The sequence below is a fragment of the Streptomyces sp. NPDC104309 genome (assembly GCF_055584025.1).
This window is the reverse complement of sequence record NZ_JBVJMV010000012.1, coordinates 182239-205712: the sequence shown is the minus strand read 5'-3', so window position 1 is coordinate 205712 and position 23474 is coordinate 182239. Positions and strand designations below refer to the sequence as shown.

General features: G+C 72.0%; 18 protein-coding genes and 1 riboswitch. Of the genes, 4 read left to right on the top strand and 14 right to left on the bottom strand.

Going from position 1 to position 23474, the window contains the following annotated elements; genetic code table 11:
• Positions 1-39: 39 nt before the first annotated feature.
• Positions 40-972 carry a peptidoglycan-binding domain-containing protein gene (locus tag ACZ68L_RS19795; protein ID WP_469578609.1) on the bottom strand — a complete coding sequence of 311 codons (933 nt, stop codon included), beginning with the start codon at positions 970-972 and terminating at the stop codon, positions 40-42.
• Between the two features lie 521 nt (positions 973-1493).
• Between ACZ68L_RS19795 and ACZ68L_RS19790 the strand changes: the two genes are divergently transcribed.
• The gene (locus ACZ68L_RS19790) at positions 1494-3560 is read left to right on the top strand and encodes an MDR family MFS transporter (RefSeq protein WP_469578607.1); all 2067 of its coding nucleotides are present in this window, start codon (positions 1494-1496) and stop codon (positions 3558-3560) included.
• A 79-nt stretch (positions 3561-3639) separates the two neighbouring features.
• Here the strand turns inward: ACZ68L_RS19790 and ACZ68L_RS19785 are convergent, their stop codons facing one another.
• Positions 3640-4128 carry a GNAT family N-acetyltransferase gene (locus tag ACZ68L_RS19785; protein WP_469578605.1) on the bottom strand — a complete coding sequence of 163 codons (489 nt, stop codon included), beginning with the start codon at positions 4126-4128 and terminating at the stop codon, positions 3640-3642.
• A gap of 172 nt (positions 4129-4300) precedes the next feature.
• Positions 4301-5416, bottom strand: a complete 1116-nt coding sequence (locus tag ACZ68L_RS19780) for a DUF2330 domain-containing protein (RefSeq protein WP_469578711.1) — start codon at positions 5414-5416, stop codon at positions 4301-4303.
• A 360-nt stretch (positions 5417-5776) separates the two neighbouring features.
• Between ACZ68L_RS19780 and ACZ68L_RS19775 the strand changes: the two genes are divergently transcribed.
• Positions 5777-7831, top strand: a complete 2055-nt coding sequence (locus ACZ68L_RS19775; protein ID WP_469578603.1) for a bifunctional glycosyltransferase 87/phosphatase PAP2 family protein — start codon at positions 5777-5779, stop codon at positions 7829-7831.
• A 151-nt stretch (positions 7832-7982) separates the two neighbouring features.
• Here ACZ68L_RS19775 and ACZ68L_RS19770 read toward each other — a convergent pair whose 3' ends face one another.
• Both ACZ68L_RS19770 and ACZ68L_RS19765 read right to left on the bottom strand, forming a co-directional pair.
• Positions 7983-9122: an AEC family transporter gene (locus ACZ68L_RS19770; RefSeq protein WP_469578601.1), complete on the bottom strand. Its 1140-nt coding sequence runs from the start codon at positions 9120-9122 to the stop codon at positions 7983-7985.
• Positions 9123-9243: 121 nt separating this feature from the next.
• Positions 9244-10521: a cytochrome P450 gene (locus ACZ68L_RS19765; protein WP_469578599.1), complete on the bottom strand. Its 1278-nt coding sequence runs from the start codon at positions 10519-10521 to the stop codon at positions 9244-9246.
• Positions 10522-10802: 281 nt separating this feature from the next.
• Between ACZ68L_RS19765 and ACZ68L_RS19760 the strand changes: the two genes are divergently transcribed.
• Positions 10803-11972 (top strand): steroid 3-ketoacyl-CoA thiolase, encoded by a 1170-nt coding sequence (locus tag ACZ68L_RS19760; protein WP_469578598.1) that lies wholly within the window; start codon positions 10803-10805, stop codon positions 11970-11972.
• 271 nt (positions 11973-12243) lie between these two features.
• Positions 12244-13533 carry an alpha/beta hydrolase family protein gene (locus ACZ68L_RS19755; RefSeq protein WP_469578596.1) on the top strand — a complete coding sequence of 430 codons (1290 nt, stop codon included), beginning with the start codon at positions 12244-12246 and terminating at the stop codon, positions 13531-13533.
• Between the two features lie 82 nt (positions 13534-13615).
• Here ACZ68L_RS19755 and ACZ68L_RS19750 read toward each other — a convergent pair whose 3' ends face one another.
• The 9 genes from ACZ68L_RS19750 to ACZ68L_RS19710 all read right to left on the bottom strand — a co-directional run bounded on the left by ACZ68L_RS19750 (position 13616) and on the right by ACZ68L_RS19710 (position 23355).
• Complete coding sequence (locus tag ACZ68L_RS19750; protein ID WP_469578594.1) at positions 13616-14230, bottom strand: hypothetical protein; 615 nt, start codon at positions 14228-14230, stop codon at positions 13616-13618.
• Between the two features lie 259 nt (positions 14231-14489).
• Positions 14490-14930, bottom strand: a complete 441-nt coding sequence (locus ACZ68L_RS19745) for an aggregation-promoting factor C-terminal-like domain-containing protein (RefSeq protein ID WP_469578592.1) — start codon at positions 14928-14930, stop codon at positions 14490-14492.
• 322 nt (positions 14931-15252) lie between these two features.
• Complete coding sequence (locus tag ACZ68L_RS19740) at positions 15253-16086, bottom strand: ECF transporter S component (RefSeq protein WP_469578590.1); 834 nt, start codon at positions 16084-16086, stop codon at positions 15253-15255.
• Complete coding sequence (locus ACZ68L_RS19735; RefSeq protein ID WP_469578588.1) at positions 16083-17807, bottom strand: ABC transporter ATP-binding protein; 1725 nt, start codon at positions 17805-17807, stop codon at positions 16083-16085. The genes ACZ68L_RS19740 and ACZ68L_RS19735 overlap by 4 nt, the downstream gene beginning before the upstream one ends.
• On the bottom strand, positions 17804-18979 hold the full coding sequence (locus ACZ68L_RS19730) for an energy-coupling factor transporter transmembrane component T (protein ID WP_469578586.1): 1176 nt from the start codon (positions 18977-18979) through the stop codon (positions 17804-17806). The genes ACZ68L_RS19735 and ACZ68L_RS19730 overlap by 4 nt, the downstream gene beginning before the upstream one ends.
• The gene (locus ACZ68L_RS19725) at positions 18976-19662 is read right to left on the bottom strand and encodes an SCO2322 family protein (protein WP_469578584.1); all 687 of its coding nucleotides are present in this window, start codon (positions 19660-19662) and stop codon (positions 18976-18978) included. The genes ACZ68L_RS19730 and ACZ68L_RS19725 overlap by 4 nt, the downstream gene beginning before the upstream one ends.
• On the bottom strand, positions 19659-20933 hold the full coding sequence (locus tag ACZ68L_RS19720) for a prenyltransferase/squalene oxidase repeat-containing protein (RefSeq protein ID WP_469578582.1): 1275 nt from the start codon (positions 20931-20933) through the stop codon (positions 19659-19661). The genes ACZ68L_RS19725 and ACZ68L_RS19720 overlap by 4 nt, the downstream gene beginning before the upstream one ends.
• A 108-nt stretch (positions 20934-21041) precedes the next feature.
• Positions 21042-21176: riboswitch (cobalamin riboswitch) on the bottom strand.
• Between the two features lie 244 nt (positions 21177-21420).
• Complete coding sequence (locus ACZ68L_RS19715; RefSeq protein ID WP_469578580.1) at positions 21421-22476, bottom strand: MBL fold metallo-hydrolase; 1056 nt, start codon at positions 22474-22476, stop codon at positions 21421-21423.
• A gap of 381 nt (positions 22477-22857) precedes the next feature.
• Positions 22858-23355 carry a lipocalin-like domain-containing protein gene (locus ACZ68L_RS19710; protein WP_469578578.1) on the bottom strand — a complete coding sequence of 166 codons (498 nt, stop codon included), beginning with the start codon at positions 23353-23355 and terminating at the stop codon, positions 22858-22860.
• Positions 23356-23474: the final 119 nt, after the last annotated feature.

Sequence of the window (23474 nt, the reverse complement as noted above, 5' to 3'; positions counted from 1 at the left end):
AGCCAAATCCGTGCCGGGTGGGGCCTTCCGGCGCGGTGCTCAGGAGCGTCCCCGTCCCGTCGTCTCGGCCTCCAGGGCGCGGCGCGTGCGCGGTCCGTACACCCCCGGCGGATCACCCTCGATCGCCTTGTACGACTGATAGACGCTCACGGCGTGCTCGACCTGCCCCGTGTAGTCGCCGTCGTCCCGCCCGTGGAACAGCCAGATCTCCTCCAGCCGGCGTTGCAGCTCGGCCACCTCGGGCCCCTGGTCGCCGGGGCGCAGCGTGGGGCCTGCGGGTGGTGAGGGAGGTGCGACCGACGCCGGACGGCTCGCGTGCGGCGTGGACGCCGGGGTCGGGGCCGTGGCGGACGGCGACATGGCAGATGCGGAGGGCGACGGTGAGGCGCTCGCCGAGGGGGATGCGGAGGCCGGTGCGGACGGTGACGCGGACGGTGACGCGGACGCCGGTCCGGAGGGCGGGGGTGACGCGGACGCCGGGGCCGACTCCGCTGCCGGGTCGCTCGCCTCGGGGCTGCTGGCCACCGTGGTCGGCAGGGCCTGCTCCCGGTCGGCGTCCCCGTTGCCGCTTCCGTCGAACAGGCCCCCTGCGAATGCCGCCGTGCCCACCACCGCGATCACGGCCGTACCCACGGCGAGTGCGGCGAAGGGACGCCGTCGGCGCGGCTGAACGGGATCGGCGTCGGGCCCGAAGGGTGCGGCTGAGGCCGGTGCCGAGGCCGGTGCGAACGCCGCGGCGGAGGCCGGGATGAAGGCCGGTGCGGGGGATTTGGCGGTGCCCGGCACGAGGGGCGGCGGGGCGGTCGTCGTGCCGCCCGCTTCCGCCGGTTCGACGGCGTCCGGCAGCGGACCCGCCGTCTCCCGGCCGAGGAAGAGCGGCATCGTCGTGGCCGCGTCTTGCGCCGGGCGGCGGTGCGACTCCCGCCGCTGCGGCTCGTCGGTGGCCGGAGTCTCGTCGACCCCCAGTGTCACGTACGGCCGGATTCGTAGCGGATCGAAGTCCTCCGCCGCCGCGATCTCCGCCCTGTCGGCCGCCGACCGCTCGGCCCGTTGCCGCTCGGCGGCTCTCCGCTGCTCGTCGCTCTGCCGCGTCCCCCGCTCCCCGCACGTGCAGCCGTGTCCGGACCCGGGTCTCCCGCTCGGTTCCCCGCCGGCTCTCTTTCTCTCGCCCGGCGGTCTTGTGTCCATACCGCACTCCGGGCACATATGTCCGGTCATTGTGGGCCCCTCCCCTTGAACTGCCTGCGATTATGCAGCCCACCGCCGAGATGCCCAATGCCGTACCGAAATGCGGTATCCGGTCCGCGCCGCACCGTGAGGCCCGCACCCGGCCTATCCCGCCGTTCCTTCCGGGTTCATCCCGACCGGTCCAGGTTCGTCTCCTGACCGTCCCACTCGATCGGTCCCGGCCGTTCCTCTCGGGTTCTGCTCGGCAGGCCATAACCGTGTGGAACGGCCAGGATGGGGATGTAGTGGACCCGAGGAGATGTTCTATGGCCCAGCACCTGAGCCCCCCGGCCGCGGCCCCGGCCCCCGGTGAAGGCCGTTCCACGCGGTCGGTCATGGTGGCCATAGGTGCGTTGCTCCTCGGAATGCTCCTGGCCGCACTCGACCAGACCATCGTCTCCACCGCGCTGCCGACCATCGTGAGCGACCTCGGCGGTCTGGAACATCTCTCCTGGGTGGTCACGGCCTATCTGCTGGCGTCGACCGCCGCGACCCCGCTCTGGGGCAAGCTCGGCGACCAGTACGGGCGCAAGAAGCTCTTCCAGACCGCGATCGTCATCTTCCTCATCGGCTCGGCGCTTTGCGGCATCGCCCAGAACATGCCGCAGCTCATCGGCTTCCGGGCCCTTCAGGGCCTCGGCGGCGGCGGGCTCATCGTGCTCTCGATGGCGATCGTCGGCGATATCGTCGCGCCGCGCGAACGAGGCAAGTACCAGGGTCTCTTCGGTGCGGTGTTCGGTACGACGAGCGTCCTCGGGCCGCTTCTCGGCGGGTTCTTCACCGAGCACCTCAGCTGGCGCTGGGTCTTCTACATCAACCTGCCGATCGGCGTCGTCGCGCTCCTCGTGATCGCCGCCGTGCTGCACATTCCGGTCCACCGCACGCAGCACGCCATCGACTACCTCGGCACCTTCCTCATCGCCTCCGTCGCCACCTGCCTGGTCCTCGTCGCCTCGCTCGGCGGCACCACCTGGGCCTGGGGCTCGCCGCAGATCGTCGCGCTCTCCGTGCTGAGCGTGCTGCTGCTGATCGCCTTCGTGTACGTGGAACGCCGCGCCGCGGAGCCCGTCATCCCGCTGCGGCTGTTCCGGATCAGGACCTTCAGCCTCGTCGCCGTCATCAGCTTCGTCGTCGGCTTCGCGATGTTCGGCGCGATGACCTATCTGCCGACGTTCCTGCAGGTGGTGCACAACATCACACCGACGATGTCCGGTGTGCACATGCTCCCGATGGTGATCGGTCTGCTTCTCACCTCGACCGTGTCCGGGCAGATCGTCAGCCGCACGGGCCGCTGGAAGGTCTTCCCGATCGCGGGCACCGGCATCACCGCGATCGGCCTGCAGCTCCTGCACCGGCTCACCGAGACCAGCAGCACCTTGGAGATGAGCGTCTACTTCTTCGTCTTCGGAGCCGGCCTCGGCCTGGTGATGCAGGTTCTGGTCCTGGTCGCGCAGAACGCCGTCACGTACGAGGACCTCGGTGTCGCCACGTCCGGTGCCACCTTCTTCCGCTCCATCGGCGCCTCGTTCGGTGTCGCCGTCTTCGGCACGATCTTCACCAACCGGCTCACCGGCAAACTGACCGCGGCGCTGGCCGGCCGCACCCTGCCCACCGGGGCCAGTGCCGAGGGGCTGGCCGCCGACCCGCGCGCCATCGGCCGGCTGCCGCCCGCGCTGCGGCCCGCGATCCTGCACGCGTACTCGACCTCGATCACCGACGTGTTCTTGTACGCGGCACCCGTTGTCCTGGTCGCCTTCGTCTTCGCCTGGTTCCTCAAGGAGGACAAGCTGCGCGGTTCGGTGACCGCCCCGGAGCCCAGCGAGACCCTGGCGTCGAACCCGGTCGAGCGGTCCTCGTACGACGAATGCGCCCGAGCCCTCTCGGTGCTCGCCACCCGCGAGGGACGTCGCGAGGTGTACGAGAAGATCACTGCGAGGGCGGGGTACGACCTGCTGCCCGCGGCGAGCTGGATGCTGCTGCGCATAAAGCGCCACGGTACGGTCGAGCCGGCCGCGCTGGCCGAGGCCGCCCCGGTGCCGCTGCGGGTGATCAACGAGGCGGCACGGCAACTGGAGGAGCGCGGACTGGTCCGCCGTGAAGGCGTGCAACTGGTGCTCAGCGAGACCGGCGCGGAAGCGGTGGTGAAGCTCGCGGAGGCCCGTGAGGAGTCGATGGCCGAGCTGCTGGGCGACTGGTGGGGGCCGGATCGGCCGACCGATCTGGTCAGACTCGTGGCGGAGCTGACCGCGGAGACGAACGGGTCGAGCAGGGAACGGCCCCACAGCCCCGAGCCGAGGCGGGACCACGCGGCCGGACCCGCGTGGCCGGCTTGAGAGGCTTCTCCGGGTCCGCGTGGCCGGCTGGGCTTGAGCGGCTTCCTCTCGCCCCGCGTGGCCGGCTGGGCTTGAGCGGCTACGGCCTGCTCCGGAGGTCCTTGGCGAACCAGTGCTCCGCGTACTGGCGCCGGTGGAACGCCGGGACCTCCCGATAGCCGTGCTTGGCGTAGAGCCCCCGTGCCTCGACGAGGTCGTTGCGGGTGTCCAGCCTTACCGTGCGTACGCCGAAGCCGCGCGCCGCGCTCTCGACGGCCGCCAGGAGCAGTCCGCCACCGCCCGTGCCGCGGAACTCCGGGCGTACGAACACCCGGGTCAGCTCCGCGATGTCCGCGTCCACCACCAGCAGACCGGCGCAGGCCGCGGGCTTCCCGCCGAACCGGCCGACGACGAACTGTCCGGTGGGCGGGACGAGCCGGTCGGCGCCGTCGTCGGTGAGCCCCTCGTCGATCTCCTCGGTGGTGGCGGGCCGCCCCCAGTAGCGGCCGGCGACCTCGTCGTAATAGTCACGACGCAGCAGCGCGGCGTCGGGGGAGTCGAAAGGTTCGGGGGCCGTGGTCCAGGTCATGGCGGTCATTGTGACGCGGGCGGGAACACGGGATCGAATGGATAAGTGGGACGGGGCGGGGCTACGGGGTGACAGCGGCATACGGACCGGAGACGACCGGATCGACGGCGGGGCGGATCGACGGAGGCGGCGCTTCACTCCACACGCAAGCGTTCGGATTGCGGGCGGGCACTCACGCCGGCGGCGGCGGAACCACGACCGGCGGCGGGGGCATCACCGGCGGCGGAGGCATCACCGGCCGCCGTCGCCTCCGGACCCGCAGCACCAGCAGCGCCGCCCCGGCCGCCACCAGTCCGGCCCCGAGCAGCGACAGCACCCAGACGGGGACGCCGCCCACGGTCAGCAGCCTGTCCGTGTACACCATGGTCCGGTACGGGGTGTCGGCCCCCATCGCGCGCAGTTCGTGGTCGCCGTCGATCCGCTCCGGGTGCGGGAACGACTGCTCGATCGCGGTGAGGAACACCGGTTCGCCGCCCGTCACCGCCTTCAGCGCCCTGCTGTCGTCCCCTGCCGACCGGGGGTCGAGCCTGCCCGCGTACGTCACCTGCGGCGCATCGCCGCCGATCGCGCCGCGCGGCTCCATCCGGTGCGTGGCCAGGATGTACAGGCCCAGTCGCTGCGGCGTCGAGGCGAGCTTCGAGAGCCGCATCGGGTACACCGGCCGGTCGCTGGCGAAACGCAGCCGCAGCGGATCGAGGTCGCCACCGAGCGGGCTGTTCCCGTCGCGGGGAGCGAGGCGGATCGCGACGTACTCCCACTTCTGGTCGACATACGGCTTGAGCGCCGTCGCCAGCCGGTCGGGCAGCTCGAAGCCGTTGTCCTTCAGCCATTTCTGCAGCGCCTCGGGGTCGGTCGCGGCCAGCCGCGCCACATCGAAGGGGCCGAGCCGTTCCCGGCCGACCACCTGGACCGGCGGGGCGCCCGCCGAAGGTCCGCCGGCCCGGTCCGCGCTGTCCCCCGCACCGGCGAACGGCCAGTCGCCGGAGCGCGGCCAGAAGTAGTGCCTGGTCGCCCGCACCGGCGCGGTCACGGTGGCGAGCTCGGAGAAGAGCGACGGATCACCGAGCTCCACGCTCGCCCGGTGCGGCACCGGCATGATCCAGGCCGCCTGGGGGGCGTTCCCGCGGACCGTGAGCCGCATGACGATCTGCTCGGTACGGCCGTCCCAGTCCACCACCGATGTCTCCCGGTCGACCGAGACCTGAGTCGTCCTGCTCGGGACCATCGCTCCGCAGCCGCAGGCGTACGCCGGGCTGATCAGCGATCCCAGCTGGAGCGACACCAGCATCAACACCAGCGACAGCGCACGCACCGCCCATGAGCGCCCTTTGCCCCGAGCGCTCCGCTTCGCCCCTGCGCACCGCATGTCCCGTCTTCCTCCCCCGCGACCGACGAACAGGGGGGAGGACGTGGGAACCACCGGTCCGGTTCCGGCGCGGTCGCCCGACCGGAGCGCCCTTCCGGACATTCTTTCGGAAAACCTTCCGGACGTTCTTTCGGAAAAAAGGAGGGTGACGGTCAGGCGAAGAGGGGGTGGATTGGGTCTATCTCATAGCGGAATGCGAAGGTTTCACAGCACGCCCAGGTCGAGCGACGGGCACGGAAACGGCGGGAGGGCCGGCGCAGCGTGGCGAATGCGGAGCACAGTGTGCGCGGAGACGCGGCGACGGAGGCGAGGATCAGGGCTGCTCGGGCTCTGCTCTGGATTGTTGTGGCCGTACTGGCCGTACGTCAGGTGGCGGTGGTGCTGCGGCAGCCGCCGGGGGAGCGGCTCACCGATCTGGAGACGTGGATCGGTGAGAACGGTGTTCTGCATGTGACGGGCTCGCTGTACGACAGCGACCGGTTCACCGGCACGCCGTTCGCCGGGTTGGCGCTGAAGCCACTGACCAGGATGGCGGAACAGAGCCTGGGCGTCGTCTGGACCTTCGGTTCGCTGCTGCTCGTCGCCGCCCTGGGCATCATCGCGGCCCGCGCGCTGCCGGGTCCGGTCACCCGCCGCACCCCTCTGCCGGCCGCCCCTGTCGCGATCAGCCTGCTGATGCTCTCCCTGCCGGTCCGTAGCGCGTTCCACCTGGGGCAGACCAGCATCCTGCCGGTCCTGCTGGTGCTGCTGGCCTGTTTCACGGTGCGCGGAGAACGCGTCTCGGGTCTGTTGATCGGCCTCGCGGCCGCGCTCCAGCCGACCGTGCTGCTCTTCGCGGTCCTGTTCTGGCTCACCGGCCGCAGACGGGCGGCCGTGACCGGCGGCGCCGCGTTCGCCGCCTGCACCGCGCTGGCCTGGGCCGCGATGCCACGCGACTCGTGGACCTACTGGGTGCACCATGTCGCGGGCACCGGGCTCGGCGACAACCCGGACAGCCTCGCCAACCAGTCCCTGCACGGCGCGTTGCTCCGCTTCGGACTGGCGGGCCCGTTCGAGATCGTGCTGTTCGGGTTGCTCGCCGCCGCCGTCTGCTACGTCGGACTGCGCCGCGCCGTACGGTACGCGCGCGACGGGCAGCTGCTCCTCGCCGTCGCGGTGACCGGCTGCGTCGCCGTCGCCGTCTCCCCGACCGCCTGGCAGCACCAGCTGCTGTGGCTGCTGCTCGCCGTGGTCGGCCGGGTCGGCAAGCGGGCCTCCGACCGGCTGCTGTGGCCGGCGGTCGTGGTGCTCGTGATCACGCTGCCCGCGAAGATGCTGCTGCCGGACATGGCGGTGCTTTTCCCCGTACGCGGCAACGTTCTGCTGCTCGCGGCGCTCGGTGCGGCCTGTGCCGCACCGTTCCTGCCGCGCACCTCGCCGTACTGGCAGCGGCCGATCCCCACGGACCATGCCACGCCGGCCCCGGCCCGCTGGAGCCGTGTCCCCCTGCTGCCGTTCTGGCGGCGGGTGCTCAGCCGGCCCAACCTGCTGCTGGAACTGCTGCTGATCCGGGTCGTGTACTCCGCGTACGCACAGGTCAGGCTAGCGGCGACGGCCGGCCGGGCCACCGCCGAACACCATGGCCGCCAGATCCACTCCCTGGAGCAGTGGCTCCACATCGACATCGAGCACTGGGCCAACCACGCGGTCGTCAAGGTCGTCCGGCTGAGGGACTTCTTCGACTTCTACTACTCGACGTTCCACTTCATCGTGCCGCTGACGATCCTCGGTGTGCTGTACGTGCGACGTCCCGCGGACTACCGCTGGGTCCGCAGCTCCATCGGCTTCGCCACCGTCCTCGCGCTGGTCGGCTTCTGGCTCTACCCGCTGGCCCCTCCGCGGCTGATGCCGGGGCTCGGCTTCATCGACACGGTCCATGGCGTCCAGGACTTCGCGAAGCCGGACTACGGAACGCTGACCTCGATGACCAATCAGTACGCGGCGATGCCCTCGCTGCACTTCGGCTGGTCGCTCTGGTGCGGAGTGGTCGTCGTCATGCTGGCCCCGAAGGCGTGGATGAAGGCGCTGGGGCTGCTGCACCCGTTGTTCACGGTCTCCGCGATCGTCGCCACGGCCAATCACTGGGTGCTGGACGCGGTGGGCGGCGCGGCCGTCGTCGCGCTCGGCTTCGGACTGACCTACCTGCTGTCGGGGCCCCGGAAGCTGCAGTCGCCGACCGTGCCGGCGGCGGCGAAACCGCTGGAAGACCTGGCGCTCCCGGTTCCGGCCGCGAGACCGGCCGGTGATGCTCCGGCCGCCAGACCGACCGGCGACGCGGTGGGCAGCAAGCGGCGCTGATCACCACGTCCGGGAGGAGTGCCGTCCGGGAGACGGAGCCCTGAGGGGCCGAAGGGGTGCGGGGACGAACCCGTCGTCCCCGCACCCCTTCGGCATGGATCGCCGCTCGACCAGCATCCGTCCATCGGCTCCGGGCCGCCACTCGAACGGCTCAGGGGGCCGACCCCAGGGCCCAGGTGGCGAGGGACAGCGTGGCCATGGACACCACGGTCGAGGCCACCACCGAGTTGCGGGCCAGGCGGGTGTCCAGGCCGTACTGCTGGGCGTAGATGAAGGCGTTCTGAGCAGTCGGCAGCGCCGAGCAGAGCACGACGGCCAGCAGCTGATGGTCCGGCAGGCGCAGCAGCGGGCCGCCGACGACGAAGGCGGTCAGGGGCTGGAGCACCGTCTTGAGGGCGACCGCGACCACGACCTCCGCACGCCGCGTTCGTTGTGCGTGTCCCGCGCGTCCCGTAATCCCCGCACGGCTCCTGCGGCCCGAGCGTCCCGCAAGCCCTGGACGGCTGACGCGTCCCGTGATCCCCGCACCACCCGTACACCCCACACGCCCCGCCGGCTCTTCGCGCTCACCGCTCTTCGCGTGTTCCGTCGCCGGACCGTCGGTCCCCGGGCGGCCGTTCAGGGAGAGGCCCAGCGTGATCAGGGCCGTCGGCACCGCGGCGGCGCCGAGCAGGTCGCAGGAGTGGGCGAGGGCGTGCGGCAGCCGGAGTCCGAGCGCGGAGACGACGACACCCAGCAGCGACGCCATGATGATGGGGTTACGGACCGGCATGGTCAGCATCCGCCGGAACACGACGCCCTTTCGGGAACCCGTCCCCGTCCCCGTACCCGGCCCCTGCCCCGTGCCCGTGTCCAGCAGTGTCAGGATCACGGGAGAGACCAACAGCACCTGGAACAGGATGATCTGGGCGACGAACGACGCGTCACCGAGCACCTGGACCGCCACCGGGATGCCGAGATTGGCGGAATTGACGTAGCCGGCCGTCATGCTGCCGATCGCCCGGTCGGCCGTGCCCCGGCCGAAGAACCGGCCGGCCGCCACGAAGCCGAGACCGCAGACCAGCGTCGTACCCGCCGCGAAGGCCACCAATGAGGAGTTGGCGAAGTCGGCCGGCCGCGCCCCGGAGACCATGCCGAACAGGGCCGCGGGCATGGCCACATGGAAGACGAACCGGCCGAGCACCGCTTCCGCCTGTCCGCCGAGAAGCCCGACGCGGCCGGCCGCGCAGCCGATGGCGGTGAGGATCCAGATGGGGGCGAAGGCGGAGAGCAGGGCGTGCATTCCCGCCATGATCCTCGCGCCGATGTGCGTATTCCGCGCGGGGGTTCGGGCGGGGCGGGGCTGCCGGTACGGACGGCGGGGGCCGGGCGTGAGGGAGGTGGCCTCCGCCGTCCGAAGCCGGCGGAGGCCGTCAGCCCCCGGCGGTGCGGACGCCCGCACCGCGCGCGGCGGTGCTGACCTGGAGCTGCTTGATCCCGTTGAGCCAGGCCGAGCGCAGCCGCCGCGGGTCGCCGACCAGCCGCAGGTCCGGCAGTACGTCAGCGATCGCGTTGAAGATCAGGTTGATCTCCATCACCGCGAGGGACTTGCCGAGACAGAAGTGCGGACCGCCGCCGCCGAAGCCGAGGTGGGGGTTGGGATCGCGGGAGATGTCGAAGGCCTCCGGGGTCTCGAAGACCTCGGGGTCGTTGTTGGCCGAGGAGTAGAACAGCCCGACCCTGTCGCCCTTCTTGATCTGCTGCCCGCCCAGTTCGAGGTCCTGGGTGGCGGTCCGCTGGAAGGAGACCACGGGAGTGGCCCAGCGGACGATCTCCTCGGCGGTGGTCTCCGGCCGCTCGCGCTTGTACAGCTCCCACTGATCGGGGTGGGTGAGGAAGGCGTGCATGCCGTGGCTGATGGCGTTACGGGTGGTCTCGTTCCCGGCGACGGCGAGCAGGATGACGAAGAAGCCGAACTCGTCGGAGGAGAGATTCCCCTGTCCCTCCGCGGCGACCAGCTGGGAGACGATGTCCTTGGCCGGGCATTCCTTGCGGGAGGCCGCCAGGTTCATCGAGTACGAGACGATCTCCATGGCCGCCTCGGTGCCGACCTCCTCGGTGATCGCGTACTCGGGATCGTCGTACGCGGCCATCTTGTTGGACCAGTCGAAGATCTTGGACCGGTCCTCCTGTGGTACGCCGATGAGCTCGGCGATGGCCTGGAGCGGCAGTTCGACGGCGATGTTGGTGACGAAGTCGAACGAACCGTCCTCGTCGGCGGAGGCCAGTGCCGTCTCGACGATCGATCGGGCGCGGCTGCGGAGGGCCTGTTCCAGGGAGCGGATCGCCCGGGGTGTGAAGCCCCGCTGGACGATCTGGCGGACCCGGGTGTGCTCGGGCGGGTCCATGTTCAGCATGATCAGCTTCTGGACGTCGATCTGGTCGCGGCTGATCGACTCGTTGAAGCGGATGACCGCCGTGTTGGTGTGCGAGGAGAACAGTTCGGGGTGGGTGGAGACGTACTTGACGTCCGCGTGCCGGGTGACGACCCAGTAGCCCTCGTCGTCGAAACCGGAGATACCGGCCGGCTGGGTGCACCACCAGACCGGTGCGGTCTGCCGCATCTGTGCGAACTCCGGGTGCGGAATGCGGGCTTGGAGCAGGTCGGGGTCGGTGAAGTCGAACCCTTCGGGCAGATGGGGGCAGGGCATCGGCAACTCCAGGTCGGTCCGAGAGCCGTCCGAAAGATGTCTGACGACCCATCAGAAGTTGCCCGAAACGTAGTAACGAGTTCTACAACTGGCAAGAGGGATGGCCCGATCTGTTGCGCGAAGGGTAGGTGAGGCGGGCATGAAGCGGGCGCAAGGTGCGTGCAAGACCCTTGCGTACCCGGGGTAAGGCTCATAAGACTGCTCGAAGAACTAGAACGCGTACTAGTTCCCTCCGCGGGCGCCGGGACGCCCCTGCGGAAGGGCGAGGAGAGGACGAGCTCATGGCCGCGGAACCCGTCATCGTCGAAGCCGTACGCACCCCCATCGGCAAGCGCGGAGGCGCGCTCGCCAATCTGCATCCCGCCTATCTGCTGGGCGAGACCTACCGGGAACTCCTCGGTCGCACCGGCATCCACGCCGACTGCGTCGAACAGATCGTCGGCGGTACGGTCACCCACGCCGGCGAACAGTCCATGAACCCGGCCCGCAACGCCTGGCTCACCGTGGGCCTTCCGTACGAGACCGCCGCCACCACCGTGGACTGCCAGTGCGGCTCCTCGCAGCAGGCCTCGCACATGGTCGCCAACATGGTCGCGGCCGGAGTGATCGACATCGGCATCAGCTGTGGTGTCGAGGCCATGTCGCGCGTGCCGCTGGGCAGCGGCTCCAAGCACGGACCGGGAAAGCCCTGGCCCGATGAGTGGAACGTCGACCTGCCCAATCAGTTCGAGGCCGCCGAGCGCATCGCCCGCAACCGTGGTCTGACCCGGGAGAACGTCGACTCGCTCGGGCTGATCTCGCAGGAGCGCGCGGCCGCCGCCTGGGCCGAGGAGCGGTTCAAACGGGAGACGTACGCGGTCCAGGTGCCGACCACCGAGGAGGAGCAGGCGGCGGGAGAGGGCATGTGGCGTCTGGTCGACCGGGACGAGGGGCTGCGGGACACCACGATGGAGGGCCTCGCCCGGCTCAAGCCGGTCATGCCCACCGCGATCCACACCGCGGGCAACTCCTCCCAGATATCCGACGGCGCCTGCGCCATCATGTGGGCGTCCAAGCGGATGGCGCGCGCGCTCAAGCTCAGGCCGCGCGCCCGGATCGTCGCCCAGGCGCTCGTCGGCTCCGACCCGCGCTTCCACCTCGACGGACCGATCGACGCGACCCGCGCGGTGCTCGGCAAGGCCGGGATGTCGCTCAAGGACATCGACATCGTCGAGATCAACGAGGCTTTCTCCTCGGTGGTGTTGAGCTGGGCCCAGGTCTTCGAGCAGGACCTCGAAAAGGTCAATGTCAACGGCGGGGCCATCGCGCTCGGCCACCCGGTGGGCGCCACCGGCGCCCGGCTGATCACCACGGCGCTGCACGAACTGGAGCGCAGGGACAAGGAGTTCGCGCTGATCACGATGTGCGCGGGCGGTGCGCTGGCGACGGGCACCATCATCCAGCGGCTCTGACGCCGAGCCGACGGGCAGGTCTCGGCGGCTGTGATGCCGGACCGGCACGAAGCGTTCAGCCGCTCCGATGTCGAGCCGATGGGCAGGATTCGGCGGCTGTGATGCCGGACCCGCGCGAAGCGCTCAGCCGCTCCGATGCCGAGCCGATGGGCAGGATTCGGCGGCTTTGACACCGCACCGATGGGGAAGACCCCTGGCCGGGGTGTCGTCAGGTGTACCTCCGGTCGGGGGCCCAGGCCGATACCCGTGCCGCGCGCGGCTGCATAGCGTCATGGGCATGGAGAACAACAGCACCACGAACCAGCCGACTTGGAACAAGCGCCGCCGCACCGCCCGCCGTGGACTGGCCGCCGCCACCGTGGTGGTCCTGGCCGCACTCGGTACCGCACCCGCCGTCGCCCAGCAGCCCGTCGGCGCAGCCGAGTCCTCCCACACGGTCACGGCGCGCGACAGGGGGGACCTCCTGTCCCTCACCCCCGTGGCCGACCTCGGCCGCGCCGACGTCGCCCGTTTCCTCGCCTCCGGGGGGATGGCGACCGACACCGTCCGTCACGGCCTGCGGGCCTACCGCCTCACCTACCGAACCGTCACCCCGCAGGGCACCCCCACCACCGCCACCGGTCTCTTCGTCCTCCCCAAGGGCGGCCCGCACCGACTGGACCTGGTCTCCGACACCCACGGCACGATGGCTCACCGCGACTACGCGCCCTCCGTCAGCGAGGACTTCGGCCGCTTCGCCCCTTATCTCCACGCCTCGGCGGGCCGAGCCGTCGCCGCCCCCGACTACCTCGGCCTCGGCAAGGGGCCGGGCCGCCACCCGTACATGGACACCAAGTCCGCCGTCACCGCCTCCGTCGACATGCTGCGGGCCTCCCGCACCGCCGCACAGCGGCTGAACCGCCCGCTCACCGGCGATGTGTACGCGAGCGGCTTCTCCCAGGGAGGCCAGGTCGCGATGGCCCTGGGCAGAGCCCTCGACAACGGAGCCGACCGGCACTTCAGGCTCCGCGCCCTCGCCCCCGTCTCGGGGCCGTACGACATCGAGCACGCCGAGATGCCGGCCCTGTTCGACGGCCGGGTCAACGACATCAGCGGCATCTTCTACATGACGTACTTCCTCACCGCGCAGAACAGGCTCCACCCGCTCTACAAGGACCCGTCCGAAGCGTTCCGGGAACCGTACGCGGGAATCGTCGACGACCTGTTCGACACCAACCACGTCGAGGAGCAGATCATCCCGGCGCTGCCCGGCACTCTGAAGGAGCTGCTCACCGACGACTACTACCAGCAGGTCCAGCACCCCACCGGTGCCCTGCTGGCCGCGGTGCGCGCCCAGGACGGCAACTGCGCCTGGAAGCCGGACGTGCCCGTGCGCCTGTACTCCTCGTCGGGCGACACCGATGTGCCGATCGCCAACGCCCGCAACTGCGCGGCCGACCTGGCGGAGCGCGGTGTGAAGGCCCGGGTGGTCGACCAGGGGACGACCGACCACAACACCACGTACATGAAGTCGGGGCCCCAGATCGTGCGCTGGTTCGACACGGTCGCCGCGCGGCACTGAAGCCGGTACCGGTGGGGTGGGCGGAGCCGGCCGGGGTCCCGGCCGGCTCCACGCCGTGGGGGTGACGGGGGGACGCGCCCGCTCAGTACGGCACGTGGGTGGGGAAGGTGGCCGTGGGGCTGAACAGAGCGGCGTACGCCTCTTCGTGGTGGCGGCGGTGCCGCCCGGACCGGCTCACCTCGGCGACCGGGGTCGCGAGCGTGATCAGCCCGTCGTTGGCGAGCTCCTGTACACGCATCAGCAGCGCCCTTACCTCCAGGCCGAGTTCGGCGGCGACCGTCTGCAGGTCGAGGCCGGACTCCCAGCTCCACAGCAGCACGGAGTCCATGCTGGGCGACCAGAACACCGTGTTCTCCACCTCGACGGGCGCTGCCGTGGCAGGGACGGGGGCGGGCGGTGCCATGTCCGGCGGTGGGACGACCATCTCCTCACGCGGGTGCGGCAACGGGATCTCGGGCACGGCGGGGGGATCGTCCACCGGCTCCGGCGCCGCCTGCGGGGGCCGCCTCAGGAGTTCCTCGGCGAGGGAGCGCGCGTCGGTGCGGCCTACCGTGCGACGTGCTAATCGCACCTCGCGTTCGTTGAGGCCCATCAAGTCCGCGATCGAGCCGTCGTCGCCGACCGTGACGGCGAATGCCGCGAGTGTCCTGCTGCGCGCGGCCTGCGCCTCGTCCAGCAACGCCTGTGCCTGACGCATGCGTTCGTCGCTGGCACAGAAAGCTTCCGCCAGGACGGTGTTCCGATCCCAGAATTCACGAGGTTCCACGTAGGTGACAACGCTCCGGCGGCCATCGGGAACGGACGGCCGAGCAAAATGCGCCTAGATGGACCAACGAGTAATTAAGCTCGCCAAGTTATATGAACTTGAACATTTGTCAAGTCTCGAAGAGTTTTGCGGCGTGGCGAAGGCCCCGACCGGTGGTCGGGGCCTTCGGACGGGCTCAGGAGGTGCCGGCTCAGTACCAGTGGTTGGCCTGCCAGAACGACCAGGCGGCGCACGGGCTGCCGTAACGGGACTTCATGTAGTCCATGCCCCACTTGATCTGGGTCGTGGGGTTGGTCCTCCAGTCGGCGCCCGCGGAGGCCATCTTCGAACCGGGCAGGGCCTGCACGAGGCCGTACGCGCCGGACGAGGCGTTGGTCGCGCTCGGGTTCCAGCCGCTCTCGCGCTGGACGATGTTGCTGAAGCACTGGAACTGCGCGGCGTCGCCGATCATCGACTTGGCCGAGTCCCGCGCGCCTGCCGCGAGGGCCGTCGGCGCGGTGGCCGGCGCGGCCATGGCCGGGGTGACGCCGAGGACCAGACCGGTGGCGCCGAGGAGTACGGCGGTGCCGGCGACGGCGGACTTGCGGCGGGCGGTGCGGGGCAGGGCGAGGATGGCACGGGTGAACGACACAGGAGTCCTGACGTCGGGTACGGGGGGAGTCGCGGACCGGTCCGGATCGTGCGGCCGTGCGGTGGACCGGTCTTCGTCGACCGCGGTCCGTTCGGGAGGGACCAAGCGGTGCTCGGCGACGTGATCCAGTGTTAGCGGCGGCTTTCGGCCGTGGCAACGACCTCTGATACGAACCCGTCTCGCACCCGGAGTCGAACGGCCCGCACCATCCGGACCACCCCGAAGGGCCCCGGGGCAGGTCGGAGAGGATGCGGGGTGGTGTCCACCGCGGCGGCGCGGCTACTACCCGGCATCGTGGAGGACCAACGCCCTGTGGGAGTCCTCACTCACCGGAGGCGTCGAATGTGACCCGGGCCTCGAAGGCGGCCCGGCGGGTGGCCCGGCGCAACGCCTTCAGCAGCGTCGCGCCGACGGTGAGGGTCAGTACCGCGGTGAGTACGGCCCGGCCCAGGTCCCAGCCGAGCGAAGTGGCCGCGCAGTACGCGAGGAAGCGGACCAGGTTGTCCGTCGGCGGATCACCCGCGTGGAACGAGATCCCGGAACCGAGACCGGGCACGATCGTCCAGCCGTACAGGTTCATCACCGTGCCGTAGGCGAACGCCGCCACGAACCCGTAGGCCGCGAGCATCAGGAGTTCCGCCCGCCCGCGCAGGCGGTCCGGGCCCGGCAGCAGGCCCGCGCCCATCGTGAACCAGCTCATCGACAGCATCTGGAACGGCATCCACGGACCCACTCCACCGGTGAGCAGCGCGGACGCGAACATCGTCACCGAGCCGAGCACGAAGCCGAAGCCGGGCCCGAGCACCCGGCCGCTCAGCACCATCAGGAAGAACATGGGTTCCAGACCCGCCGTGCCCGCGCCCAGTGGACGCAGCGCGGCGCCGACCGCCGCCAGCACCCCCAGCATCGCCACCGCCTTCGCGTCGAGACCGGAGTCCGCGATCATCGCGACGACCACGCCGACCAGCAGCGGAAGCAGCGCGGCGAACAGCCACGGCGCGTCCTGGGAGTGCGCCGGACCGGAGTCCGCGCCGGCCAGCAGCGGCCAGCCGAACGCGACCACGCCGATCGCGCTGATGAGAACGAGCGCGGCGATCGCGCGCGGCCCGAGAGGCACCGGCCGTGCCCCGCGCCTGTTCCGGGTTCCTCCGTTCATGACGTGGCTCCCAGCGCTCCGCGCACCTGGGCCACGGTCAGCCATCCCTGCGGCGCGAGGATCTTCGCGGTCTGCGGGGCGAACGCCGGGGAGGAGACCACCACCTGCCGGGTCTCCCCGTCCGCGACGATCTCCCCGTCGGCGAGTATCACCACCCGGTGCGCGAGCTCGGCGGCGAGCTCCACATCGTGCGTGGCCAGGACGATCGCGTGGCCCTCGGCCGCGAGAGCGCGCAGAACCGCGACCAACCGGGCCTTCGCCGCGTAGTCCAGGCCACGGGTCGGCTCGTCCAGCAGCAGCAACGGGGGCCTCGCGGTGAGCACGACGGCCAGGGCGAGCGCGAGCCGCTGGCCCTCGGAGAGATCACGGGGGTGGGTGCCGTCCGGCACACCGGGCAGCAGCTCGGAGACCAGGGCCCGGCAGCTGCCCGCCGCGGCGCCCGCGTCGGCATCGGCCGCGGCGCACTCGGCGGCGACCGTGTCCGCGTACAGCAGATCGCGCGGCTCCTGCGGTACGAGCCCGACCCGGCGCACCATCTCGCGCGGCTGCGTGCGGTGCGGGGTCCGGCCGCCGACGAGGACGGTGCCCGTGGTGGGCTCGACCATGCCGACGAGCGTGGCCAGCAGGGTGGATTTGCCCGCACCGTTGCGGCCCATCAGGGCGACCGTCTCGCCGGGGGCGACGGCGAGTGTCACCCCGCGCAGCGCCTCGACGCGCCCGCGCCGTACGCCGAGCCGTTCGATCCGGGCCGGGGCGTCGCCCACGGGACCGGGAGCGGTGGCGGTGGTCCGGGCGCCGCGGCCCAGCAGCCGGGCGAGGGCGCCGCGTCGCGCGGGTGCGGGAAGAGCGGGCAGCGGGGCCACCGCGGCCCCGGCCGATCCGGACGGTGCGGCGGGCGGTCGTGCCGACGCCAGCCGCTCACGCAGACCGGCCGCGCGGCGCCGGGCATCACGGACCGAGAGCGGCAGCGGCTCCCACCCCGCCAGCCGGCCCAGCGCGACGACCGGCGGGTGGACGGGGGAGACGGCCATGATGTCCGCGGGCGCGCCCATGACCGGCGCCGCGCCCGGTGACGGCAGCAGGACGACCTGGTCCGCGTACTGCACCACCCGCTCCAGCCGGTGCTCCGCCATCAGGACCGTCGTACCGAGGTCGTGCACCAGCCGCTGGAGCACGGCGAGGACCTCCTCGGCCGCCGCCGGGTCCAGGGCGGACGTCGGCTCGTCGAGGACCAGGACCTTCGGGTGCGGGGTGAGCACCGAGCCGATCGCGACCCGCTGCTGCTGGCCGCCGGAGAGCGTGGCGATCGGCCGGTCGCGCAGCCCGGCCAGCCCCAGCAGGTCGAGGGTCTCCTCGACGCGCCGCCGCATCACGTCGGGGGCCAGGCCCAGCGACTCCATCCCGTACGCCAGCTCGTCCTCGACCGTGTCGGTGACGAAGTGGGAGAGCGGGTCCTGGCCCACCGTGCCGACCAGATCGGCGAGTTCGCGCGGTTTGTGGGTACGGGTGTCGCGCCCGTCGACCGTGACCCGGCCGCTCAGCGTGCCGCCGGTGAAGTGCGGCACCAGACCGGACACGGCGCCCAGCAGCGTCGACTTGCCGACCCCGGACGGGCCGACGAGCAGCACCAACTCGCCCTCCGGGACGGTCAGATCGACCCCGGACAGGGTGGGGCGCTCCGTCCCCTCGTACTGCACCGAGACATGCTCGAACCGGATCACTGGCTCTCCTTGGAATGCGGGGCACCCATCGGGGGCGGCACGGGCGCCACCACCGCGGGCAGCAGCCCGATCAGCACCGCCGCCGCGGGCCACAGCGGAAGCACCGGCGCGGCCAGCGGTACGACGCCCGGCCGCAGCGCCGCCGCGTCGACGCCGCCCGCCCAGATCATCGCCACGGCCACGGCGACCCCCGAACCCGCCACCAGCCAGGCCCGCCCGCCCCACCGGTCGGGCCGGTACCGGGTACGGACCGAGCGGGCCCCGCCGAGCCGCAGCCCGGCCATCGCGGCGACCAGCCCGGCGATCAGCAGCGGCAGTCCGTACACCGCGCCCTGCGCTGCCAGCAGCCCGTACGTGCCCGCGCACACCCCGAGCAGCCCGCCGAGCGTGAGGACGTTCGTGGTGTGCCGGACGGCGGGCGGGACCTGGGCCGTGCGCCCGTATCCGCGCGCGTCCATCGAGGCCGCCACCGCGACCGACCGCTCCAACGCGCCCTCCAGGACCGGCAGTCCGATCTGGAGCACCGCCTTGATACCGCCGGTCGGACGGCCCCGCAGCCGCCGCGCGGTGCGCAGCCGCACCACATCGGCGACCATGTTCGGCGCGAACGTCATCGCGACGACGACGGCGACCCCCGCCTCGTACAGCGCACCCGGCAGCGACTTCAGCAGCCGGGTCGGGTTGGCGAGCGAGTTCGCGGCGCCGACGCAGATCAGCAGGGTGGCCAGCTTCGCCCCGTCGTACAGCGCGAAGACCAGCTGCTCGGCGGTGACCCGGCCACCGATCCTGACGCCCTTCGCCCAGTCGGGCAGCGGCACCTCGGGGAGCGTGAACAGCGGATGCGTCCCGGGGATCGGCGAACCGAGAAAGACGGAGAAGACCAGCCGCACACCGACGACGAACAGCCCGATCTTGATGAACGCCCCGTACGAACGGGCCCACGGCGCGTCCGTGCGGCGGGCCGCGACCACATAGCCCGCGACCCCCACCAGCAGCCCGAGCAGCAGCGGATTGGTGGTCCGGGACGCGGCGGTGGCGAGACCGAGCGCCCACAGCCACCAGGCCCCGGCGGGCAGGGCGTTGCTCCGGGTCGTCCCGGGGGCGCGCAGCGGCCGGCGCGGCCGGACGGTGCCGGTGGCGCCGGTCACCCGGCCGCTGGTCGGGGCGGTCATCCGCGGCGGCGGCGGGCCTGCACGACTGCGGCGATGCCGAGGACGAGAACGGCGCCGACGCCGACGAGCACCCCGGCGGACGGCCCGCCACCGGAGCCGCCCGAACCGGCGGAGGCGGCAGCGGGGGCGGAGGCGCCCGGGGACGCCGCAGCGGAGGGCTTCGCGTGCCCGTCGCCCGCGACCTGTTCCCCACAGCCCGAGCCCGGATAGCCGGAGATGGCACAGAGCAACGCGTCGCTGCTGTACCGCAGCGGTTTGGCCACCGAGGCGAGTGCCTCGGCGGTGCTCGCGTCCGGGGCGACCCGCGCGCACGCGGTGCGCGGCGCGGGCGGCGTCTCGCCGGCCGGGGCGTCCGCCGCCGTGCCCGGGTCGATGACCAGCGCGATCCGCTTGGTGCCGGCCTCGGCCGGGGTGTCCGCGCAGATCTTCGCGAAGTCGGGGGAGCGGCGCGGCTTCGCCGAGTCCTGGGAGTCCTCGCTCACCGAGAACCGGAAGCCCTGCACCGTGCCGTCGTCGGGCCGGACCAGGGACGGGCCCTGGGTGGCGTACGTCCAGCCGGTGCCGGAGCCCTCCCAGAACGACCAGTACCGGTACCCGGCCGCCTGGGCCGTCCCCGCGCCGAGCACGGCCAGGACGGCGCCCAGGGCCACCAGCAGCGCGGTGGCCCTTCCCGCGCGCCTCACAGCTGCCGGTTCTTGCGCCGGCCGCTGATCAGGAAGGCCGCGGCCGCGGCGACGACGAGGCCGATGCCGATGAACCACCACACGCCACCGATCACGTCGTCGCCGCTGTGCACCTGGTCCTTCTCCGTGGCCTCGTACCCGGTGTCGGCCGACGGGTCGGGCGTCGTGACGGCCGCGGGCGCGGGACCGGTCGCGTTCAGCCGGTCGACCAGGTCGACGCCGTTGAAGTCGCGGGCGTCGGCGCCGGTCGCGTGCGCGGCCAGGACCAGCTGCGCGTAGGCGGCGGGGCCGTTCTGCTCGGCCCAGGGGCCGGAGTTCTTCTTCAGCCAGGCCATGGCTTTGGCGGCCTTGTCCTGGTGGCCCGCGGCGGACAGGGCGACGACCGCGTCCGCGGTGTTGCCGAAGTCGGGCTGCGGGGTGGTGTCGGTGGCGCCGGGCATCGGGGCCAGGTCGAGGTGGCCGCTCGTGGCGAGGGTGTTCGCGAGGTAGTGGGCGCCGTTCTGGGCGGCCTGCTCGGGCGTGAGACCGGACCCCGGGTGGCAGCTGGTCCCCTTGACCGCGGCGTTGTTCCCGACGGCCAGGGCCTTGCCCATCGCGCCGAGCACGGCGGCGGCGGTGGCGTCCGCGTTGGCGGCGAGCTTGCCGGCCTTGTCGGGCTGGTAGGCGAAGGCGCCGCCGTCCTTGCCGCCGCACGGGATCGCGAGCGCGAGCAGCGGGGAGTAGGGGGTCTTGCCGCCCGGGGTGGTGATGTCCGCGAGCCGCTGGCCCTGCCGGGCGAGGGCGCCGATCACCAGCGAGGTGGAGTTGGCGTCGCTGGGCGCGCCGGCGGTGTAGCCCCAGCCGCCGTCCTCGTTCTGTACGGACTTCAGCCAGCGGACCGAGTTGTTCACGGTGTCGCGGTGCCCGCCCACCTCGACGAACGCCTGGACGGCGGCCGCGGTGGCGTTGGTGTCCAGCACGGTCTTCTCGGTGCAGGGCTGGGAGACGTCGGGCCGGTACGCGGCGTAGGCGCCGTTGCCGCACTGCTGGGCGATCAGCCAGTCCACGGACTTCGTGGCGGGCGTGACGCCCTCCAGACGCTGGGCGAGAAAGGCCAGCGACTGCCGCCAGACACCGTCGTACGTCGGGTCCTTCGTGCCGTACAGCCCGGACGGCAGGGCGAGGGACGGCGAGGGGGAGGGGGACGGCGCCGCCACCGCGACCGGGGCAGCGGCCGCACAGAGCACGGCGGCGGTGGCGGCGAGCGTTGCCGCGCTGCGGCGTACGGTCATGGTGGGCGGTGCCTCTCCTGTGGGGAACCGGGCACAGGCACGCTCAGGCACCAGGCTCCGGCTCCGTATACCTCGACGGTGCCGACCACCGGGGTTCCGGTGGTCGTGAGCCGGTCACGACCGCGGACAGGGCATTCCGGCTCACCGTCTGCGACGACGGTTCACGGTTGCGTGGTCAGCGCCGGATTCGCACCGGCTTCCCCCTGAACGGGCATGATGACGACCCGCACACTCTACCGGGCGGGGCCGGACGGGTTCCGGGGCCGTCCCTGGGGCTCGTTCCGGACGGGACGGGCGCGTCGGCTCGTCGCGGCCCCGAGGGTCCCGGCGGGCGACGGCTTCACCGCGTTCGCCGGAAGCCGGGCCCGTATGCGAACCGGGCCCGTGCGGGAGCCGGGGTGCCGGGGAGAGGGCGAACGAGCCCCCTGCCCGGCGGCCCGCTGCCCGGCGGCCTGCCGCGCCCTTCGCACCGCGACGGCCGCGCCCTTCACACCGCGATGTACGTCACCGGCTTGCTCCCCGCCACCGCCTCCGCGCGCCCCAGCCTGACCAGGCGCCGCAGATGCGCCTCGGCCTCCGAGACGGCGATGTTCCGCGAACCGTGCGCGATCTGCTCCCACGGCCGGTTCCACTCCATCCGCTCGGCCAGCTCCCACGGCGTGAGCGGCGTGGCCAGCAGCTTGAGCAGTCCGGTGAGGCGTTCCTCGTGATGGTCCAGGAGCTCCCGTACCCGCCCCGCGGCGTCCGTGAACGCGTACTGATGGGCGGGCAGCACCTCCGCCACGCCGAGCCGGCCGATGTGCTCCAGCGAGCCGAGGTAGTCACCGATGGGGTCTCCCCCGGCGGAAGGGGCGGTGCCCGGCGCGGCGTCCGGGTCCTCGTACAGCCCGATGTGCGGGCTGATCCCCGGCAGCAGATGATCTCCCGAGAACAGCCGTCCCCGGCCCGGCAGATTCCCCGGATGCTCCTCCTCCAGATGCAGACAGACATGACCGGGCGTGTGTCCCGGAGTCCAGATCGCCCGCAGTTCGCGGCCCGCCAGGCCGAGGAGCTCGCCCGGAACGATCTCCCGGTCCGGGAGCGCGGACCGCAGCCCCGGCAGGGTGCGCATCCGGCCGTCCTCGACCGCGGCCCGCAGCGGTGCGAGATGCTCCTGGGGCGCACCGACGGCGGTGAGCTTCGTCAGGAGGTACGACAGCCAGGTGCCGGGCCGGGCCTCACGGGTGCGGCGCACGATCGCGGCGTCCGCCGCGTGCATGGCGATCCAGGCCCCGGACGCCTCGCGCACCTGACCGGAGAGGCCGTGGTGGTCGGGGTGGTGGTGGGTGATGACCACCCCGTGGATGTCGCCGATGCCCGTACCGATCGCGTCGAGCCCGGCGGTGAGGGTGTCCCACGCCTCCGGATCGTCCCAGCCCGTGTCGATCAGGACCGGCCCGCGATCGGTGTCGAGGACATGGACGAGGGTGTGGCCGAGCGGATTGTCCGGGATGGGGACCTTGATGCTGTGCACGCCCCCGCCATGGTCGGTCACCTGCGTCATGGGCTCCCCATCTCTCGTCGAGGCCTGGTCGGCGCACCGGACGTACGGCCGTGCGGCGCACCGCGCCCACTGTAACGAGAACTTGTTTCAGTAGTAGCCCTGGTCGACCATCTGTCCGTACACCCATCTGCCCGGCGCACCCGGGGAGTTCGGCGCGCACGAGACCGCGGGACGGCCGCCGCCGGCTCGCGGGACGGCCGCGCCGGTGGGTACCGGGCGCGGGCCGCCCCTTGTTTCCGCCCGTGGCCCGCGTGCGTCGTGCGCCGTGCGGGCCGCGGCTCCCGCGTCGGCGCGGGGTGGTCCGGACAGCCGGAGCCCCGCGCCGGGCGGTGGATCCGGGGTCACCGGCCGGACGGCCGGTGACCCCGGATCACTCGTCGCTCAGGCGGCGTCCGCGGCCGGCCGGTGCCACACGAGCTGCGGGGTGCGCGCGCCGTCGCCGGTTCCCTCGGTCGGGGGGACCAGAGTTAATCGGTCCCCCTCCACCCGCCACCGGCGCTCCTGCGTGGTGCCGACCCACGGGCGCAAGGACGCCATCTGCAGATGGTGGACGACCAGGTCGCCCGTCACCTCGTAGGTGCCCGCGTACCCCAGGTACGGAGAAGTCCTGAACAGCGTCGCGGTGTCGATCGGTCCGGCCGTTCCCTCCTCCGGGGCGGGCTCGGGCTCCGGGTTCAGCATGCTCACCGACATGTGGCCGTCGGCGGTGTAGGTGATCAGTCCTGTCGGACTCTGCCCGAGGGGGTGTTCGAGCGTGTGGCCGGAGGCGTCCATGATGGCGACGGTGCTCAGCAACCAGGCGCCCACGAGGGGGTGTTCGGAGGTGCTCGGCCTGAGCGTGGATGGGTGATTCGGTTCGGTGCGGGACGGGGTGTGCACGCGTTTCCCTTTCTGAGCCGGTGGAATTCGGAACTTCTGGAACTGGTGTGTGAGGGACCTGGTCGTCCTCGTCCCTACCCGCGCGGCACGCCGTGGAAGCGACGGGCGTGCCGCGAAAG